The following is a 20,735-nucleotide window of genomic DNA, read 5'->3' as shown; positions in this document are numbered from 1 at the left end:
TGTATTTTAAAAATTAACTAGACTAAAAATTTGTTCAATATTTTGTATTAATATGGTTCACCTAATTAATAGTTAGGTAGATATGTCTTATTGCTAAATCACCATACTGAAAAAACGCAATTTGTATAAATCATGATAAATAAAAAGGCAATCTCAAAAGAAATTGCCTTTTCATTTGTCAGAGAACTGTACCTCTCCGACGCTTCATTTATTATTTCATTTTAATTATTTAACTGGTCTAATTACAGTCTTGCCACCCATATAAGGAACAAGAGCTTCTGGAACAGTTACTGAACCATCTTCATTTTGATAGTTTTCGACAATAGCAGCAAAGGTTCTACCTACTGCTAAACCACTACCATTTAACGTGTGTACTAATTCTGGCTTAGCATTTTTATCTCGTTTAAATCTAATATTCGCACGTCTTGCTTGGAAGTCAGTAATGTTTGAACAAGAACTGATTTCTTTATAATCATTATAGCTTGGTAACCATACTTCTAAATCAAATGTCTTACTTGAACCAAAGCCAATGTCTCCAGTACATAAGATTACACGACGATATGGTAAGCCTAATTCTTCGAGAATTGCTTCAGCATGTGTTGTCATTTCCTCTAATGCATCAAATGAATCTTCTGGCTTTTCAAAGCGAACCATTTCAACTTTATCAAATTGATGCAAACGAATTAGACCACGTGTGTCTCTACCTGCTGATCCTGCTTCACTACGGTAACATGCTGACTGTGCAGTAAATTTCGCTGGTAATTCATCTGGAGCAATAATTTCATTACGGTAGTAGTTCGTTAATGGTACTTCCGCAGTTGGAATTGTGTATAGACCTTCCTTTTCAACTTTAAATAAATCTTCTTCAAATTTAGGCAATTGACCTGTACCATACATTGAATCAGCATTTACTAATTGTGGTACCATCATTTCAGTATAACCATGTTGTGTTGTATGCTTTGTGACCATATAGTTCATTAACGCACGTTCTAGTTGCGCACCTTCACCTGTTAAAAATACGAAACGTGCACCTGATACTTTTGCAGCACGTTCAAAGTTAACCATTTTTAAATCTTCTACTAAATCCCAATGTGCTTTTGCATCAAAGTCAAATTCACGAGGTGTTCCCCAACGTTTAAGTTCAACATTATCCTCATCTGAAGCACCTTCAGGTACATCATCTTGAATTACATTTGGAATGCGTGACAATTTATCATTTAATTCTTGATCAACTTGGTTTAAAGTATCATCCAATACCTTAATTTCATCACCTAATTTACGCATTGCAGCAATGGCATCATCTGCATCTTCTTTATTACGTTTCTTTTGCGCGATTTCACCACTGACTTTATTACGCTCAGCTTTCATTTCCTCAGCTTGTGCAATAAGTTGACGACGTTTGTCATCTAATTCTAAAACATCATCCACAACACTTTCTTCCATACCACGTTTTACAACTTTTTCTTTAACAAAATCAGGTTCACTACGGAATAATTTTATATCTAACATATGATTTCATCCTCTCATCAAATTTATATCTATTGGATAGTAACAAAAAAAGACCACATCCCCTAATTACAAGGGACGTGGTCTTGACGCGTTGCCACCCTATTTAACAGTCATTATAGACTGCGCTCTCACTAAAATAACGGCTAAAACCGATTGTTCACATATAAGTAGGTAGATTCATATTAAATATGATTACTTGTTCTCACTAACCACAAGCTCTCTGAAATCACGATATTAATACTACTTGTCCCACGAACAATATCTTATTAAGTTGTTTTAAATATAGCAAATAACATTATTATTTTCAAGAGAGAGCTTATTTATAACAACTTATTTTATTCATTATATGCAGCATCACGTAAATATTGTGCAACTGCTTCAATATCTTTATGAAATTGTCGATCTTCTGTAATTGATGGACAAATATGACGTAAAGTTTGAAATTTATCATACGTTTTAGGTGACAGTTTATCGATGTCTTTATACTCAACTGCTTGCAAGCCGATAATTGCTTCAATTGCTAAGACACGTCTTGCGTTTTCAATAATTTGATATCCGTGACGTGAAGCAATTGTCCCCATAGATACATGATCTTCTTGATTGGCAGAAGAGGGAATTGAGTCAACACTAGCAGGATGGGCAAGTGTTTTATTTTCTGAGACTAAACTAGCAGCGGCATATTGCATAATCATAGCACCACTTTGCAATCCTGGTTTAGGGCTTAAGAAAGCAGGCAATCCGTTATTTAATTGTGGATTGACTAGGCGTTCTAAACGACGTTCTGAAACATTAGCTAATTCGCTCACTCCGAGCTTTAAGAAGTCTAATGCGAAGGCTACGGGCTGACCATGAAAATTACCCCCAGATATCACAAGTGTTTCATCACCTTCATCGAAGATAAGTGGGTTGTCATTAGCAGCATTCATTTCAAATTCTAATTTTTCCTTAACATAATTCAATACTTGGAAACTTGCTCCGTGAATTTGTGGAATACAGCGTAAAGTATAGGCATCCTGCACGCGTATTTCACCTTGACGTGTTGTCAATTCAGAGCCTTCTAGCCAGTCTAACATACGCTCTGCTACTTCCATTTGTTCTTGGAAGTTTCTAACTTTATGTACATGCTCATTATAGGCATCTACTATGCCGTTTAAAGCCTGATGTGTAAACGCAGCAATCCATTCAGATTGATAGGCTAAACTTTCCGCTTCAATATAACTGATTACACCTTGCGCAGTCATCGCTTGAGTCCCATTAATCAATGCTAAACCTTCTTTAGCTTGTAATTGTAACGATTGATGATTCAATTTATTTAAGACGTACCGACTGTCTACTTCCTCTCCATTGAAATAAACACTACCTTCACCGATAAGTGCTAAAGCTAAATGAGATAGTGGTGCTAAATCTCCTGAAGCACCAAGTGAGCCTTGTTGCGGAATGACAGGTATAATTCGATTATTGATATAAAATATGAGTTGTTCAATTAAATCGACCGTCGCTCCAGAATGCCCCTTTAATAAGGTATTTAATCTCAACAACATCATCACTAATGAAACTTCTTCAGAAAATGGTTTACCAATACCACAAGCATGAGAACGAATGAGATTTACTTGAAGTTGATTGTATTCACCTTCATCGATACGTACATCACTAAACAATCCAAAACCTGTTGTAATTCCATATATTGTTTCTTTATTAGCGATTATATCTTCAACAGTTGCACGGCTTTGTTTAACACGTTCATATGCTGCAGCTGTCACTTCAACTTTATCTTCATCACTTAAGAATTGTTTAATATCCGAAATCGTCAATGTATCCCCAGTTAATTGTAATGTCATTTTCCCATCTCCTTTATTTTAAGTGCTATAACAATTAACACGAGTATACGCTTACAATTTTCTATAAACAATAGCTTTTGAAATATCCGTAATATGGTATTAAATTACTGATTTAATAGGGTAAAGTTTTACTTAATATTAATTTATCGTAAACAAACATTTTCTTATCACTTTAACTATTGACTAAAGGGCAAAGCAGGTTTAATATACTCTATTGTATTTATAAAAAGGAATTAAAAATTAGGTCTTAGACGATATTTTTTATAAGAACAAGTGGGGTAGCAAGAATATAAAAAATAACTACATGACAACCTTCCAATTAGTGAATTAATTGGGTTATCTATATTAAATAATCTGAATGACTATATAACTCAAAAAGGAGGTTTCAATTTGGAAACTTTATCATCAGTAAACATTCCTAAAAGAAAAGATGAAACACATAAAGGTGATTATGGTAAGATTCTTTTAATAGGTGGTAATGTGAATTTAGGTGGTGCAATCATGTTAGCTGCACGTGCCTGTGTATATAGCGGCAGTGGTTTAATCACGGTAGCAACACATCCTACCAATCATGCTGCATTACATTCTCGTTGTCCAGAAGCAATGGTTATTGATATCAATGATACTAAGATGTTAACTAAAATGATCGAAAATACGGATTGTATCTTAATCGGTCCTGGTTTAGGTTGTGATTTCAAAGGAAACAATGCTATCACATTCCTATTACAAAATATTCAACCACACCAAACGCTTATTGTAGATGGAGATGCCATTACAATCTTCAGTAAATTGAAACCAGAAATTCCAACATGTAGAGTCATTTTCACGCCGCATCAAAAGGAATGGGAACGTCTAAGTGGCATTCCAATTGAAGAACAAACTTATGAGCGTAATCGAGAAGCGGCTGATCGCATTGGAGCAACAATCGTCTTAAAGAAACATGGCACTGAAGTTTACTTTAAACAAAATGAATACAAATTACCAATCGGTACACCAGCTATGGCAACTGGTGGTATGGGTGATACATTAGCAGGTATGATTACTAGCTTTGTTGGACAATTCAATGATATTGAAGAAGCGGTAACAAGTGCTGCATATGTGCATAGTTTAATCGGAGAACAATTATCAGAAAAGATGTATGTTGTTCCACCTTCAAGACTAATCAGTGAAATACCTTGCGTTATGAAATCATTAGAAAATTAATATAATCCACATACAAGGACCTATCATCTAACATATGATGATGGGTCCTTTTATTAATATCAGTGCTACTACTTTATATTTACATATGTAAACCCAAACAATCCAACACCTCTAAAAACGTTGATAAACAGCCTTTTAACACCTTTGTCATCAACCTTTCACACTGTTGTCTACTGTAAACAAAACGTTATAATCATAATCCACTTTCTATACTTAATCAGTATGATGCTATTTCATATTCACATTCTAATTAGTTAATTGTATTATATGTTTTTCCTAGCTCCACATAATTATTCTTATCTAAGATATGTATAAACTGTTCGTGTAACCAATATAATCTGCTACCTGGTTAATCACATATTCCAGCTATTGTTATTGTTACATCAAACAACAGAAAAGGCAGTTCCCAAATCTGGAAACTGCCTTCTATCTTTATTTTATTTAATTAGTTATTCTGTATCGTCATTATTGTCGTTGTCAGCGTTCTCTATATCTTCATTGACACGATCCATAAAGTCTTGTCTTAATTCTTGACGCTCGCCATCTTCACCATCTACGGATTCATCTCTATTGTCTGTTACTTCTGTATGAATTGTATTACCTGGTGCGTCTCCTTCAATCATTGCTTCTGAGCTTACATCAGTTGCTTCATCAGAACCTTCAGCTGTCGTTGCTTCTGTATCTGCAGGTTCTTCGTCATCTTCACTGACTTTAGCTACTGTTGATACATATTGTTCGTCGCTCAATTTAATCAATCTTACACCTTGAGCAGCACGACCATTTTGAGAAATATCTTGAACATCAATACGGATGATTACACCTGAATTAGTCACAACCATCAAGTCTTCTTCACCGTTGACTGTTGTAATACAAACGATATTACCATTTCGTTCTGTGATTGTTGCAGTCTTGATACCTTTACCACCACGGTTGGATAGACGATAGTCATTTACTGGTGTACGTTTACCGTAACCATTTTCCGTAACAACTAAAATTTCATCATTACTATCCGATTTCGCTACATCTAAACCTACTACGCGATCGCCTTCTCTTAAAGTAATACCTTTAACACCAGCTGCAGTACGACCTAATGGACGCAATGCGCTTTCTGGGAAGCGAATCAATGACGCATGTGATGTACCGATAAGAATATCATCTTCACCATCAGTTAAACGAACTGCAATCAGTTCATCGTCATCTTTGAAGCCGATAGCTATCTTACCGTTTTTGTTAATATGAGAGAAATTACTCAATGCTGAACGTTTAACGATACCTTTACGTGTCGCAAATACTAAGTAATCTTCTTCACTTTCTAAATCTTTAACGGCAATCATTGTACTAATGGCCTCATCGTTATCTAATTCTATCGCATTAACAACAGGGATACCTTTAGATTGACGTGATAACTCTGGTACCTCGTAACCTTTAAGTTTGTATACGCGACCTTTATTGGTAAAGAATAACACGTTATCATGTGTACTTAATGTCACAAGTTGACTCACGAAGTCTTCTTCTAACGTATTCATACCTTGGACGCCTCTACCTCCACGATGTTGTGCTCTATACGTAGAAACTGGTAAACGTTTAATATAGTTATTGTGACTTAAAGTGATAACAATTTGCTCTTCAGGAATTAAATCCTCATCCTCAATATTGTCTAAACCACCTAATTGTATTTCAGTACGACGATCATCACCGAATTTCTCACGTACTTCAATAAGTTCATCACGAACGATTTGTAATAACTTTTCTTCATCAGCAAGAATTTCTTCCAATTCTTTAATATATGCAATTAAGTTATTATACTCTTCTTCAATCTTGTCTCGCTCTAAACCAGTTAAACGTCTCAAACGCATATCAAGTATTGCTTGCGCTTGTCTTTCAGTTAATTTAAAGCGTTCTTGCAAGCTAGCCATAGCTACTTTATCAGTATCAGATTCACGAATTGTCGTGATAATTTCATCGATATGATCTAACGCAATTCGTAAGCCTTCTAAGATATGGGCACGGTCTTGTGCTTTTTTCAAATTATATTCTGTACGTCTTCTAACGACGATTTTTTGATGCTCTAAGTACTCTACTAAAGCTTCTTTCAAATTAATCAGCTTTGGTCTACCCTTTACAAGCGCAATCATATTTACACCAAATGATGTTTGTAATGGCGTTTGTTTATATAAATTATTTAAAATAACACTCGCATTCGCATCTTTTCGAATATCAATAACGACTCTTACGCCTGTACGTAAACTCGTTTCATCACGTAAGTCTGTTATACCTTCGACTTTCTTATCACGTGCTAATTCAGCAATTTTTTCAATCATTCTTGCCTTGTTTACTTGATAAGGAATTTCTGTAACAACGATACGTTGGCGACCACCACCGCGCTCTTCAATTTCAGCACGTGCACGCATTTGTATTGAACCACGACCTGTTTCATATGCACGGCGGATACCACTTTTACCCATAATTAAACCGGCAGTAGGGAAATCAGGACCTTGGATATCTTCCATTAATTCTGCAATTGTGATATCTGAGTTATAACTTAAACTTAAAATACCATTGATAACCTCTGTAAGGTTGTGTGGTGGAATATTTGTAGCCATACCAACCGCAATACCTGATGCCCCATTGACCAATAGGTTAGGGAATCTAGCAGGTAAGACTGACGGCTCTCTTTCGTTACCATCATAGTTATCGATAAAGTCGATTGTATCCTTATTCAAATCTTTCAGTAATTCTAACGTGATCTTCGTCATACGTGCTTCCGTATAACGCATGGCCGCTGCGCCATCACCATCCATCGAACCAAAGTTACCTTGACCATCAACTAAAGGATATCGATAGCTGAAATCTTGTGCCATTCTTACCATTGCTTCGTAAATAGATGAGTCACCATGTGGGTGATATTTACCCATTACATCTCCGACAATACGTGCTGATTTCTTATATGACTTGTCAGGTGTCATACCTTGTTCATTCAATCCATATAAAATACGACGATGTACTGGTTTTAAACCATCTCTAACATCTGGTAAAGCACGTGAGACGATAACACTCATCGCATAATCTAAAAACGATTCGCGCATCTCATTCGTAATATTCCGTTCATTAATTCTTGATTCAGGTAATTCAGCCATCAAGATATCCTCCTTCAAAAATTCAGTTCATCGGTTTAGAAATCTAAGTTTGCATAAACTGCGTTATCTTCAATAAACTGTCTGCGATTCTCTACAACGTCACCCATTAACATTTCAAATGTTTGGTCTGCGTCAATCGCATCTTCTAATGATACTTGTAACATCGCTCGGTTTTCTGGATTCATTGTAGTTTCCCACAATTGATCCGCGTTCATCTCACCAAGACCTTTGTAACGTGCAATAGACCATTTTGGATTAGGATCTAACTCTGCTTTAAGTTTTTCTAATTCACGGTCATTAAACACATAATATTTTTGTTTACCTTGCGTTAATTTAAACAATGGTGGTTGTGCAATATAAACATAACCCGCTTCTAATAACGGTCTCATAAAGCGATAGAAGAATGTTAATAATAACGTTCTAATATGGGCCCCATCGACGTCTGCATCCGTCATGATGATGATCTTATGATAACGCGCTTTACTCAAATCAAATTCTCCACCAATTCCAGTACCAAATGCAGTTATCATAGAGCGTATTTCATTGTTATTTAAGATACGATCTAAACGTGCCTTCTCAACATTTAATATCTTTCCTCGTAAAGGTAAGATTGCTTGAGTTTCTGAGTCACGACCTGATTTCGTAGACCCCCCAGCAGAGTCACCCTCAACAATAAAGATTTCACTGCGCTCAGGATCTTTACTAGAACAGTCTGCAAGTTTACCTGGTAAACTTGAAACCTCTAATGCCGACTTACGACGTGTCACTTCACGTGCTTTTTTAGCAGCAAGTCGTGCACGAGACGCCATAATTCCTTTCTCAACGATGATACGTCCAACTTGTGGATGCTCATATAAGAATCTTTCGAATAACTCAGAGAATAGCTTATCTACAATTTGACGTACTTCAGAGTTACCAAGTTTCGTCTTAGTTTGCCCTTCAAATTGTGGATCACCGTGCTTGATTGATACAATTGCTGTCAATCCTTCACGTGTATCCTCACCAGATAAACGTTCTTTATCTTCTTTCATCACTTTGCTATTAAGCCCATAACTATTTAACACACGTGATAACGCACGTTTAAATCCTTCTTCGTGTGTACCACCTTCATATGTGTGAATGTTATTTGCATAAGTTAATAAATTAGTCGCAAAACCACTGTTATATTGCAATGCGATTTCTACTTCTACATCATCCTTTGATTGATGAACATAGATAGGTTCTTCATGAAGTGGTTCTTTGTTTTCATTTAGCATTTCAACGTAAGATTTAATACCACCATCATAGTGATAACTATCTTCTCTTACTTCTTCTTCACGCTCATCTCTGAGCACAATCGTAATACCTTTATTTAAGAAAGCAAGCTCTCTAATACGTTGTTGTAATGTTTCGTAATTATAAGTCGTCGTTTCAGTGAAGATTTCTGGGTCTGCTTTAAAGCGTATTTCAGTACCTGTATTCTCATCTGTTTCGCCAATCACTTTCAAGTCGAATTGTGGCGCACCTTTTTTATATGCTTGATGATAAATCTTTTCGTCTTTATGTACATAAACTTCAAGATCTTCAGACAATGCGTTTACTACAGACGAACCTACACCGTGTAATCCACCAGAGACTTTATATCCGCCTCCACCAAATTTACCACCAGCATGAAGTACTGTTAAGATAACTTCAACCGCTGGACGCCCCATCTTTTCGTGCATACCTACGGGGATACCACGACCATTATCGGTAACTCTTATCCAGTTATCCTTTTCGATGATAACCTCAATCTTGTCTGCATATCCGGCAAGCGCCTCATCGATACTATTATCAACGATTTCCCACACTAAATGGTGTAGGCCCTTTTCAGAAGTAGAACCGATATACATACCAGGTCGTTTACGGACCGCTTCGAGTCCTTCTAATACTTGAATCTGTCCAGCACCATAATCTTCCGTGTTATTCACATCTGACAATGCTTCCACCTTCACTTTCTGTTACTTTATAATTTCGCCTTGATTTATGCGATAAAGTTTAGCGTTCTTCATAATTTCATGATCTATTCCATCGACTGATGTTGTCGTTACAAATGTTTGAACCTTATGTTGTATCGTGCTTAATAAGTGCGTTTGACGCGAATCATCTAACTCACTCAAAACATCGTCTAGCAATAGAATTGGATACTCACCTACTTCGATATTCATCAACTCTATTTCTGCTAATTTAATCGATAAGGCAGTCGTTCTTTGTTGACCTTGCGAACCATATGTCTGTGCATCCATACCGTTGACATCAAAGCCAAGGTCATCACGATGTGGACCGTATAAACAGACACCTCTATCTTTCTCACGTTCCATGTTGTCGTTAAGCAATGTTAAGACTTCCTCTAGACGTTCCGAATCGCTTCTGTCGTCTTCATCCAACTTTATACTAGGTAAATACTTTAAAGACAACGTTTCACGTTCATCTGTGATTCCCGAATGAATCGGTTTAGCCAATGATTCTAACTCTCGTATAAAATGCTTACGACGCTCAGTTACTTTCAGCGCATATTCCGCAAACTGTTGATTTAAGACCTCTAGCATAGTAGTGTCTGTCTTTTGTCCATATTGCAACTGCTTAAGATAGTTATTCTTTTGCTTTAAGATACGTTGATATTGCGACAAATCATTGAGATACACTGCAGAAATTTGCCCCAATTCCATATCGATAAATCTACGTCTCACTTGAGGCGAACCTTTAACAATATTTAAGTCTTCTGGCGCAAATAATACAACGTTTAAATGACCAATATACTGAGTTAGTCTACTTTGTTCTAAGTGATTGATTTTTACTTGTTTGCCTTTTTTGGTGATGTACATCGTCAATGGCATATCGCCATATCTATAGCTGAGTTCACCCTCTATTTTAGCATAGTCATTGTCAAAACGTATGAGTTCCTTATCATTTGATGTACGGTGACTCTTAGCTAGTGCAAGTGTATAAATAGATTCTAGTAGATTCGTCTTGCCCTGCGCATTCTCACCAATTAAGATATTGACTTCAGGATGACATTCTATAGAAATGGACTCATAGTTTCGATAATGCTCTAGCTGAAGCGTCTTTAATTTCATTCTTCACCTTGTTGAATGATTAAAAACGAACCGACTTCAGGTATCTCTAGGCTATCTCGATGATTTAGTTTTTTACCTCGACGTGTTTCACGTTCGCCATTTATCATGACTTCAAAATCTTGTAAGAACCATTTTGCTTGGCCTCCAGATTCGATAATACCTTCTGTCTTTAGAAATTGTCCTAATGTGATGTCACCATCAACAATTACTTCTTCAACCAAATCAACCACTCCATTTCTTTATAAGCTCATTAATATATTATACATTTTTTAGCGCTAAATTTCATGCAAAATACAGTTGGAAATCGCTTTCTTTCAATATATTTTAACTATTTTCAGCATCTGCTTTCGAAATGTGCTTATCTCGATTGTTTTACACTTAATATTATAACAAATTTTAAGTCAGTTTATTCATTTTCTTTATAAATACTATTTATTTCAAAATGCTAATTATTTAATTTAAAATTGTCTCGTTTTTATAGCGAGTATTCACTTGTAATAATTCACCAATTCATAGAGGCATTTTAAGCATGTTTTTAGCTTCATTTTAATAATTAGGTATGATTTATCCATTTTATTTTGAAAATAACTCACATACCCTTTAAATTGCTTTTAAAATATATCCTCTCAATAAATAACAACTTATTCTTTTATCATTCACAGTTTCAAATCTAATTTACACAAAAAACAGACCTAGACATTTTCCGTCTAGATCTGTTTGGATACTACTTATAATTTTATGCTCAAATTTAATACGTTCTGATTGGTAAAATTAATTGTGTCACAGAATCGTCTTCTTTTGGTTTTAGAATAAATGGTTTCATTGTCCCAAAGAATTCTATTTCAACATCGTCATTATCGATTGCTTTTAATGCATCCATCATGTACTTAGAGTTGAATGAAATCTTCAGATTACCACCTTCAACATTGTTTGCACTTACTTCTTCTTTAACTGTACCAATTTCAGGTGAAGTTGAAGAAAGTTCTACAAGTTCATTTCCTGTGCTTAATTTAATAACGTTATTACCGCCTTCACGTGCCAATAACGAAGCACGATCAATAGCATGATAGAAGTCACCGTTATTAATACCTAACTTGAATTCATAGTTTTCAGGGAATAAACGTGATGTATCTGGATAATGCCCCTCTAATAAACGTGAAATAAAGTTTACATTTCCAACTTTGAATAATACTTGGTTTGAAGCAAAGAAGATATCAATGTCTTCTTCACTATCAGTCATAATTTTATTTAGTTCTGATAATGCTTTACCTGGAATAATGACATTTTTATTTTCTGAACTATCTTCCAATGCGACTTTTCTCACGGCTAAGCGATGTGAATCGGTAGCTGTGCATATTAATTCATTTTCTTGTATAAGCCAGTTCACACCAGTAAGTACTGGGCGTGTTTCTGACGTGGACACTGCGAAATTTGTTTGTGCTATCACGTTTTTAAGCACTTTTACTGATAATTGAATTGCATCATCTCTTGATACTTGTGGTAGTAATGGATATTGGTCAGGATCTAATCCACTTAAATTAAATTCTGAATGACCAGATGTAATTAATGTTTGGAATTGTTCATTTGTAGAAAGTTTAACTTCCTTACCTGGTAATTTTTTAATAATGTCTACGAAGAAACGACCAGGAAGTACAACAGATCCAGTTTCTGAAATTTCAACAATATCTTCTCCGTCAACTTGTTTAGGGATTGTAATCTCAATTGAAATTTCTGAATCAGATCCAGTAAGTATTACTTCGTTATCTTTAGCGTCAATTTTTATACCAGTTAAGATAGGTAATGTAGTTCTTGGTGAGATGGCTTTAAGTGTGTCATTTAATTGATTAATAAAATAATCTCTTCTAATTGTGAATTCCATCATTTTTAAACTCCTTCCAGTCGTTTATAAATAAATTATATAGGTTTTAAAACCGTAGTAATAGTAGTAGGGCTTGTGAATTAGTGGATAACCGAAATTTTTTCAATGGTGACATCGTTTAGCTATTGTGGATAACTTGTGTGTAGTGTGTATTACTTTTGCACATTATCCACATTTTAAAAAATGTCTGTTATTAACGTTATTCCTCAAATTCACATAATTAATCTGTTATATTACAGCTTTTTTATTGATTTCTAATTTCTTTTTCAAGATTTTCTACTTCTTGTTTAAACGTCGGATCATTATTAATATCTTTGAGTATCTTTTCATGTGCATGAATTACCGTAGTATGATCACGACCTCCAAATTCCTCTCCAATTTTCGGTAGTGAGAAATCAGTCAACTCACGCGACAAATACATTGCAATTTGGCGTGGGTATGCGATTGACTTGGTACGTTTCTTAGCACTAAAGTCTTCGATTTTCACACTATAGTATTGGCCAACGATTTTTTGTATATCTTGAATTGTAATTTTTTTTGATTTTGGTGCTTGAATAATATCTTTTAGTGCAGCAGCCGTTAATTCAGTCGTAATCGGTTGTCCCTGTAATTTAGAAAAGGCTAGTACACGCGTTAATGCCCCTTCTAATTCACGAATATTCGATTGAATTTGATTAGCTATATAAGTTAATGCTTCTGATGGAATATTTAAGTTTTCTTCTTCGATTTTTTTATGCAAAATCGCCATTCGAGTTTCATAATCTGGTGGTGTAATATCAACGATTAAGCCCCATTCAAAGCGTGAACGCAAGCGATCCTCTAATTTAGCAATTTCTTTAGGTGGTCTATCACTAGAAATGACGATCTGCTTATTCGCTTGATGTAATTCATTGAATGTATGGAAAAATTCTTCTTGTGTTTGCTCTTTATTTTGTATGAATTGAATATCATCAATTAGCAAAACATCGATATTACGGTATTTCTCTCTAAATTGTTCTGTTTTGTTATCACGTATCGATTTAATAAATTCGTTCGTGAATTTTTCACTAGATGTGTAAATGACCTTCGCATCTGGATTATTGGCTAACACATAATGACCAATGGCATGCATTAGATGTGTCTTTCCTAATCCTACGCCACCATAGATAAATAGTGGGTTGTATGCTTGTGCTGGTGCTTCTGCAACAGCCAAACTTGCAGCGTGTGGAAATCTATTGCCCGGACCTATGACAAATGTTTCAAAAGTATTATGCATATTAAATTGTTCATCGCCAATTCTTGCTTCATCAACACCAGATTCATATGTGTCTTTAGGTTGATGCGATTGATTTGAATTTTGTTCAGAAGAACCGGATTGCATATTTGCTAATTCGTCTTCTGAATAAAATACTGGCATAATTTCATGACCAATTGCCTCATATAATGCGGTTTGAATAATCTCAACATAATGCGATTTTAACCAATTGGCTACAAATGGATCATCGATAACAATGACCGCCTCATCATTTTCTAATGAATGCAGTTTGGTATCTTTTAGAAAAGTTTGATAGCTAGGATAACTTACTTTTTCTTGAGCCAAGGTAAGGACTTTTTCCCAAATTTCATGTTCTGACATAATTAACAAACTCCATATATAGTAAATTTTAAAAGTTATACACAAAAATCAGTGCAGTGGATAAACTAAATCACAAGGTGTTGATAATTATCCACAAGTTAATCACAATCAGTGGATAACTATGTATGATGATAAATATATCCACAACATTTTGTATATAATTTAATAAATCAAACCCTTGATGTATCAATAACTACATGACTTATCCACATAATTATACTTTTTAACATCAACCTCTGTCAAATAGCTGTGAATTTGTTATTAAACTATCTAAAAACTTGTGAATGACCTATAAATTATCCACAGTAAGAACGATTTGTACTGTGTATAAGTGGATAACTTTGCGAAAGAAATAGTATAACAGAAAATAAGCATCTTGTGGGCTTGGGAAATAATTTATAAATACTGTATGAAAAATGTATAATGGTCAAACTAATCGTTTGCGGAGTGATGTATTAAGGATAAATTACTGTAATGTCGGTATTTTTATGTAAGCTGCATCTATAAGCATGATAAAAAACTTCCATATAATAGGAGAAACAGAACAATAACTGCTCATACTGCAATTAAATTCGTGCTTGCTTTATAAAATATATTTTGTTATATTGTAGTAGTTGCTTGAATTATGACTAGGAATTTATAAAGTTAAATCAAGACTTAAAGCAGAAGCGTATATCAATTTATCTATAATAACTGTTAGATAACCGAATAAATATGGAGGTGTTTTTACATGGTAAAACGTACTTATCAACCAAATAAACGTAAACATAGTAAAGTTCATGGTTTCAGAAAGCGCATGAGCACAAAAAATGGCCGTAAAGTTTTAGCGCGTCGTCGTCGTAAAGGCCGTAAAGTTTTATCAGCATAAGATCACTGACTCATCAGTGGTCTTTTTTTTAGGTTTTAAATAAAGTAAGATACGCATTAATATCTGTAGCTAGTCAATATATTAAATGGAATGTTTGATTTGAGTTAGTTCAAAATGTTACAGAAGAAGATAAGCGAGTGATGCATTGGTGGAAAAAGCATATAGAATTAAAAAAAACAGTGATTTTCAAGCTATTTATAAAAAGGGAAAATCAGTAGCCAATAGACAATTTGTAGTTTATACCAAAGTAAATAAAGAGTTATCACATTTTAGGCTGGGTATTAGCGTTTCGAAGAAGATTGGCAATGCCGTTGTTAGAAATAGAATCAAGCGAGCAATACGTGAAAATTTCAAAGTGCATAAAGAAGATCTTATACCAATTGAAATTATTGTTATAGCGAGACACCCAGCAAAAGATATGGATACATTACAAATACAATCAAGCTTGGAACATGTTTTAAAGATAGCTAAAGTTTTTAACAAAAAGATATAATTTCATGATAGGGTAGGGGAGCATATAGAGAAAGTGATTATTTTAGACGGAAGTAAGACTTCGTTCAGACAAACGTAAGACTAACTAACTGTATATCACTAAGCAATATGTTCGCTTTTTTTCATGAAAATCATTACAATATTATAATGAAATTTTTTACTTAACTAGACTGGTAAGGGAGGCGAGATGGATGATGGATTTAGACACGATTACGAGTATTTCAACACCAATGGGTGAAGGTGCAATAGGGATTGTGCGTTTATCTGGTTCAGATGCATTAACAATTGCAGATAAGTTATATAAAGGGCAGAAATCACTTAAAGATGTAGCTACTCATACGATAAATTATGGTCATATCGTAGATCCAGAATCAAATGAAGTAGTTGAGGAAGTAATGGTATCGGTGTTAAGGGGACCAAAGACCTTTACACGAGAAGATATCGTAGAGATAAATTGTCATGGCGGTATTTTAACAATTAATAGAGTGTTGGAATTAACTATGACATATGGTGCACGCATTGCTGAACCTGGTGAATATACGAAACGTGCATTTTTAAATGGCCGCATTGATTTATCACAAGCAGAAGCGGTGATGGACTTTATTCGTTCTAAAACCGATCGAGCATCTAAAGTTGCAATGAATCAAATTGAGGGTCGTTTAAGTGATATGGTTAAGCGACAGCGTCAATCCATTCTCGAAATCCTTGCTCAAGTCGAAGTCAATATAGATTATCCAGAATACGATGACGTAGAAGATGCGACGACAGAATTTTTACTAGAGCAATCAACGCAAATTAAACAAGAGATTAATAAACTATTAGAAACTGGTGCGCAAGGTAAGATTATGAGAGAAGGTTTGTCTACAGTCATTGTTGGTAAACCGAATGTTGGTAAGTCTTCAATGCTTAATAACCTGATACAAGATAACAAAGCGATTGTGACAGAAGTTGCAGGAACTACACGAGATACGTTAGAAGAGTATGTAAATGTCAGAGGAGTTCCATTAAGATTAGTTGATACGGCAGGGATTCGTGACACAGAAGATATCGTTGAGCGTATCGGTGTCGAACGTTCTAGAAAGGCACTGAGTGAAGCGGATTTAATCTTATTTGTCTTAAATTATAATGAAACATTGTCGGAGGAAGATCGACAGTTGTATGAAGTAATTAAGAATGAAGATGCAATTGTCATCGTTAATAAGATGGATTTGGAACAACGTTTAGATATGGAAGAAGTTAAAGCAATGATTGGAGATACACCACTTATTCAAACTTCAATGTTGAAACAAGAAGGTATCGATCAATTAGAATTACAAATTAGAGATTTATTCTTTGGTGGAGACGTTCAAAATCAAGATATGACATACGTTTCAAATTCCAGACATATCTCATTATTAAAGCAAGCTAGAAATTCAATTCAAGATGCTATAGATGCTGCGGAATCTGGAGTACCAATGGATATGGTACAAATTGATTTGACAAGAACATGGGAATTATTAGGTGAAATTATTGGTGAGTCAGCAAGCGATGAATTAATCGACCAACTGTTTAGCCAATTCTGTTTAGGAAAATAATTAAGGAGGAACAATTATGGCTCAAAAATATGACGTAATAGTAATTGGAGCTGGACATGCGGGAATAGAAGCTGGACTTGCTTCAGCACGTCGCGGTGCAAAAACATTAATGTTAACAATTAACTTAGATAATATTGCATTTATGCCATGTAACCCATCTGTAGGTGGACCAGCAAAAGGTATCGTTGTACGTGAAATCGATGCGCTAGGTGGTCAAATGGCAAAAACAATCGATAAAACGCACATCCAAATGCGTATGCTGAATACAGGTAAAGGTCCAGCGGTAAGAGCATTACGTGCTCAAGCGGATAAAGTATTATATCAACAAGAAATGAAAAAAGTAATTGAAGATGAAGAAAACCTAGATATTATGCAAGGCATGGTTGATGATTTGATTATTGAAGACGATGTAATCAAAGGTGTACGTACGAATATCGGTACTGAATATTGGGCGGAAGCTGTAATTATTACTACAGGTACTTTCTTACGTGGTGAAATTATCTTAGGTAATATGAAATATTCAAGTGGTCCAAACCATCAATTACCTTCTATTTCTCTTGCAGATAACTTAAGATCATTAGGGTTTGAAGTTGTACGTTTTAAAACAGGTACCCCTCCACGAGTTAATGCAAAAACGATCGACTACTCAAAAACAGAAATCCAACCAGGCGATGATGTAGGAAGAGCATTTAGCTTTGAAACTACTGAATATATATTAGATCAATTACCATGTTGGTTAACATATACTAATGGTGAAACACACCAAGTGATTGATGACAATTTACATTTATCAGCTATGTATTCAGGTATGATTAAAGGTACAGGTCCAAGATACTGTCCATCAATTGAAGATAAATTTGTACGTTTCAATGATAAACCACGTCATCAATTATTCTTAGAGCCTGAAGGACGTAATACAAATGAGGTATATGTACAAGGCTTATCAACAAGTTTACCAGAACATGTTCAACGTCAAATGTTGGAAACAATTCCAGGCCTAGAGAAAGCAGATATGATGCGTGCAGGTTATGCAATTGAATATGATGCATTAGTGCCTACACAATTATGGCCGACTTTAGAAACTAAAAAAATTAAAAACTTATACACAGCTGGTCAAATTAATGGTACATCAGGATATGAAGAAGCGGCAGGTCAAGGTTTAATGGCTGGCATTAATGCTGCTGCTCGAGTTCAACAAAAAGAAGAAGTGATATTAAGCCGTTCGGATGCCTATATTGGCGTACTTATCGATGACCTTGTTACAAAAGGTACAAATGAACCATATCGTTTATTAACATCTAGAGCAGAATATCGTTTATTATTAAGACATGATAATGCAGACTTAAGATTGACGGATTTAGGTTACGAAATTGGTATGATTTCAGAAGAACGTTATGCACGCTTTAATGAAAAGAGAGAAATGATTCGTAATGAACAAGAACGTCTTAAAGGTATTCGTGTTAAACCTAGTGAACATGTACAATCAATTATTGAAGCACAAGGTGGTTCACGTCTGAAAGATGGTATCTTAGCTTTAGAATTATTACGTCGTCCTGAAATGACATATGATTTAATTCTTGATATCCTTGAAGAATCACATCAACTACCTGCAGATGTTGAAGAACAAGTTGAAATTCAAACGAAATACGAAGGCTATATCAATAAGTCATTACAACAAGTTGAAAAAGTAAAACGCATGGAAGAAAAGAAAATTCCAGAAGACTTAGATTATAGTAAAGTAGATAGTTTAGCTACAGAAGCTAGAGAAAAATTAGCAGAAGTTAAACCGTTGAATATCGCACAAGCATCTCGAATTTCTGGTGTGAATCCTGCTGATATTTCAATTTTACTTGTCTTCTTAGAACAAGGTAAAATTCAAAGGGTGAACAATTAACATGGGCGTAGAGTGGTTAACTAAGCAACTGAGTACACATGGGATAGAGCTTTCGGAACAACAACAGCAACAGTTTCAAACGTACTATCAAATGCTTGTCGAATGGAACGAAAAAATGAATTTAACGAGCATTACAGAGGAACACGAAGTATATTTAAAGCACTTTTATGATTCGATTGCACCGAGTTTTTATGCGGATTTTTCGCAATCAATGTCATTATGTGATGTAGGTGCTGGCGCTGGTTTCCCAAGTATTCCGTTAAAAATTATTTTTCCAAACTTAAAGGTAACAATAGTAGATTCACTCAATAAACGTATTCAATTTCTTAATCAATTAGCAGATGCCTTAGGATTACAAGATGTTAGTTTCGTACATGATAGGGCGGAAACATTTGGTAAAGGAGTCTACAGGGAGTCTTATGATATCGTAACAGCAAGAGCGGTTGCTAGACTTTCAGTATTAAGTGAATTATGTATACCGTTAGTGAAAAAGGGTGGTCAATTCATCGCATTGAAATCAGCTAAAGGTGACGAAGAGTTAGAAGAAGCTGCTTTTGGAATCGGTGTGTTCGGTGGAAAGGTCATAGACACAATTTCATATGAATTACCTGAGGATGCTGGTGATAGACAGATGATGATCATTGAAAAAAGAAGTCAAACGCCAAAAAAATATCCAAGAAAACCTGGTACGCCAAATAAGTCACCATTACTAGAAAAGTAATAACAGTTAATAACAATTAATTTAGAGGGAGCGCATAAATTATGAAGAAACCTTTTTCTAAATTATTTGGTTTAAAAAATAAAGATGACATAGTTGGTTATATTGAAGAAGATTATAATAATAACGTTGAATCTATTCATATTGAGCGCATTGTGCCAAACCGTTATCAACCAAGACAAGTATTTGAGCCAAATAAGATTAAAGAACTCGCAGAATCTATAGAAGAACATGGTTTGTTGCAACCGATTGTCGTACGTCCAATTGAGGAAGAAATGTTTGAAATTATTGCAGGCGAGCGTCGATTTAGAGCTTTACAAAGCATTGGCAAGACACATGCTGACGTAATCATTAGATTTTTAGATGATGAAGAAACAGCAGTTGTTGCATTGATTGAAAATATTCAACGTGAAAATTTATCAGTTATTGAAGAAGCGGAAGCATATAAAAAGCTGCTAGAAATTGGCGATACAACACAAAGTGAATTAGCTAAAAGTGTTGGTAAAAGTCAGAGCTTTATTGCTAATAAATTACGTTTGTTAAAGCTTGCGCCAAAGGTAATTGAACGTTTAAGAGAAGGAAAAATTACGGAACGTCATGCCCGTGCATTACTAAGTTTATCAGAGGAAGATCAAGAAATCTTAGTAGAGACAATTATTAGCCAAAAATTAAATGTTAAACAAACTGAAGCACGTGTGAAACAAAAGGTTGGTCCAGTAAAGGTGAAAGCGCAACGCTTTGAGTTTGCTAAAGATTTAACTGACGCACGTGAGACTGTTGGCAAGAGTATCGAGTCTATTGAACAAAGTGGTATTCAAGTTGAACATCAAACAAAAGATCATGAAGATTATTACGAAATCAAGATTAAGTTATATAAGCGTTAGTACAATTCAAATAGTAAAATGTTAGCAAA

The 20,735-nt window shown here is 34.9% G+C and carries 15 protein-coding genes and 1 other annotated feature; of the genes, 7 read left to right on the top strand and 8 right to left on the bottom strand.

Going from position 1 to position 20,735, the window contains the following annotated elements; all coding sequences use genetic code 11:
- Positions 1–225 precede the first annotated feature (225 nt).
- Positions 226–1,509 carry a serine--tRNA ligase gene (gene serS, locus SH09_RS01270; RefSeq protein WP_042737798.1) on the bottom strand — a complete coding sequence of 428 codons (1,284 nt, stop codon included), beginning with the start codon at positions 1,507–1,509 and terminating at the stop codon, positions 226–228.
- A gap of 68 nt (positions 1,510–1,577) precedes the next feature.
- Positions 1,578–1,775, bottom strand: a binding site (T-box leader).
- Between the two features lie 69 nt (positions 1,776–1,844).
- Complete coding sequence (hutH, locus tag SH09_RS01265) at positions 1,845–3,347, bottom strand: histidine ammonia-lyase (protein ID WP_042737797.1); 1,503 nt, start codon at positions 3,345–3,347, stop codon at positions 1,845–1,847.
- 390 nt (positions 3,348–3,737) lie between these two features.
- Here hutH and SH09_RS01260 point away from each other — a divergent pair, with 390 nt between their 5' ends.
- Positions 3,738–4,550, top strand: a complete 813-nt coding sequence (locus SH09_RS01260) for an NAD(P)H-hydrate dehydratase (protein ID WP_042737796.1) — start codon at positions 3,738–3,740, stop codon at positions 4,548–4,550.
- A gap of 449 nt (positions 4,551–4,999) precedes the next feature.
- Here SH09_RS01260 and gyrA read toward each other — a convergent pair whose 3' ends face one another.
- From gyrA to dnaA, 6 genes are all read right to left on the bottom strand, one after another.
- Positions 5,000–7,687 (bottom strand): DNA gyrase subunit A, encoded by a 2,688-nt coding sequence (gene gyrA, locus SH09_RS01255; protein WP_042737795.1) that lies wholly within the window; start codon positions 7,685–7,687, stop codon positions 5,000–5,002.
- 35 nt (positions 7,688–7,722) lie between these two features.
- Entirely contained in the window at positions 7,723–9,654 is a 1,932-nt protein-coding gene (gene gyrB / locus SH09_RS01250; protein WP_182475074.1) for a DNA topoisomerase (ATP-hydrolyzing) subunit B, read from the bottom strand.
- Positions 9,655–9,666: 12 nt separating this feature from the next.
- Positions 9,667–10,782, bottom strand: a complete 1,116-nt coding sequence (recF, locus tag SH09_RS01245; protein WP_042737793.1) for a DNA replication/repair protein RecF — start codon at positions 10,780–10,782, stop codon at positions 9,667–9,669.
- Positions 10,779–11,012, bottom strand: a complete 234-nt coding sequence (yaaA, locus tag SH09_RS01240) for a S4 domain-containing protein YaaA (RefSeq protein ID WP_182475075.1) — start codon at positions 11,010–11,012, stop codon at positions 10,779–10,781. The genes recF and yaaA overlap by 4 nt, the downstream gene beginning before the upstream one ends.
- A gap of 518 nt (positions 11,013–11,530) precedes the next feature.
- Entirely contained in the window at positions 11,531–12,664 is a 1,134-nt protein-coding gene (dnaN, locus tag SH09_RS01235; RefSeq protein WP_082039157.1) for a DNA polymerase III subunit beta, read from the bottom strand.
- 241 nt (positions 12,665–12,905) lie between these two features.
- Complete coding sequence (gene dnaA, locus SH09_RS01230) at positions 12,906–14,276, bottom strand: chromosomal replication initiator protein DnaA (protein ID WP_042737791.1); 1,371 nt, start codon at positions 14,274–14,276, stop codon at positions 12,906–12,908.
- 730 nt (positions 14,277–15,006) lie between these two features.
- On the opposite strand from dnaA, the gene rpmH reads away from it, so the two are divergent.
- The 6 genes from rpmH (at position 15,007) to noc (ending at position 20,706) form a co-directional block, all read left to right on the top strand.
- Complete coding sequence (gene rpmH, locus SH09_RS01225; protein WP_000240855.1) at positions 15,007–15,144, top strand: 50S ribosomal protein L34; 138 nt, start codon at positions 15,007–15,009, stop codon at positions 15,142–15,144.
- Positions 15,145–15,292: 148 nt separating this feature from the next.
- Positions 15,293–15,637, top strand: coding sequence for a ribonuclease P protein component (gene rnpA, locus SH09_RS01220; RefSeq protein WP_042737790.1), 345 nt, complete (start codon positions 15,293–15,295; stop codon positions 15,635–15,637).
- Positions 15,638–15,830: 193 nt separating this feature from the next.
- On the top strand, positions 15,831–17,210 hold the full coding sequence (gene mnmE, locus SH09_RS01215) for a tRNA uridine-5-carboxymethylaminomethyl(34) synthesis GTPase MnmE (RefSeq protein WP_042737925.1): 1,380 nt from the start codon (positions 15,831–15,833) through the stop codon (positions 17,208–17,210).
- Between the two features lie 16 nt (positions 17,211–17,226).
- The gene (gene mnmG / locus SH09_RS01210; protein WP_042737789.1) at positions 17,227–19,104 is read left to right on the top strand and encodes a tRNA uridine-5-carboxymethylaminomethyl(34) synthesis enzyme MnmG; all 1,878 of its coding nucleotides are present in this window, start codon (positions 17,227–17,229) and stop codon (positions 19,102–19,104) included.
- A gap of 1 nt (position 19,105) precedes the next feature.
- A complete protein-coding gene (gene rsmG / locus SH09_RS01205; RefSeq protein WP_042737788.1) occupies positions 19,106–19,825 on the top strand; it encodes a 16S rRNA (guanine(527)-N(7))-methyltransferase RsmG in 720 nt (239 codons plus the stop codon).
- Between the two features lie 41 nt (positions 19,826–19,866).
- Positions 19,867–20,706, top strand: a complete 840-nt coding sequence (gene noc, locus SH09_RS01200; protein ID WP_042737787.1) for a nucleoid occlusion protein — start codon at positions 19,867–19,869, stop codon at positions 20,704–20,706.
- Positions 20,707–20,735 lie beyond the last annotated feature (29 nt).

It is taken from the genome of Staphylococcus gallinarum (assembly GCF_000875895.1).
GTDB lineage: Bacteria > Bacillota > Bacilli > Staphylococcales > Staphylococcaceae > Staphylococcus > Staphylococcus gallinarum.
The sequence above is the reverse complement of the archived record's forward strand: the minus strand, read 5'-3'. Positions and strand labels throughout refer to the sequence as shown.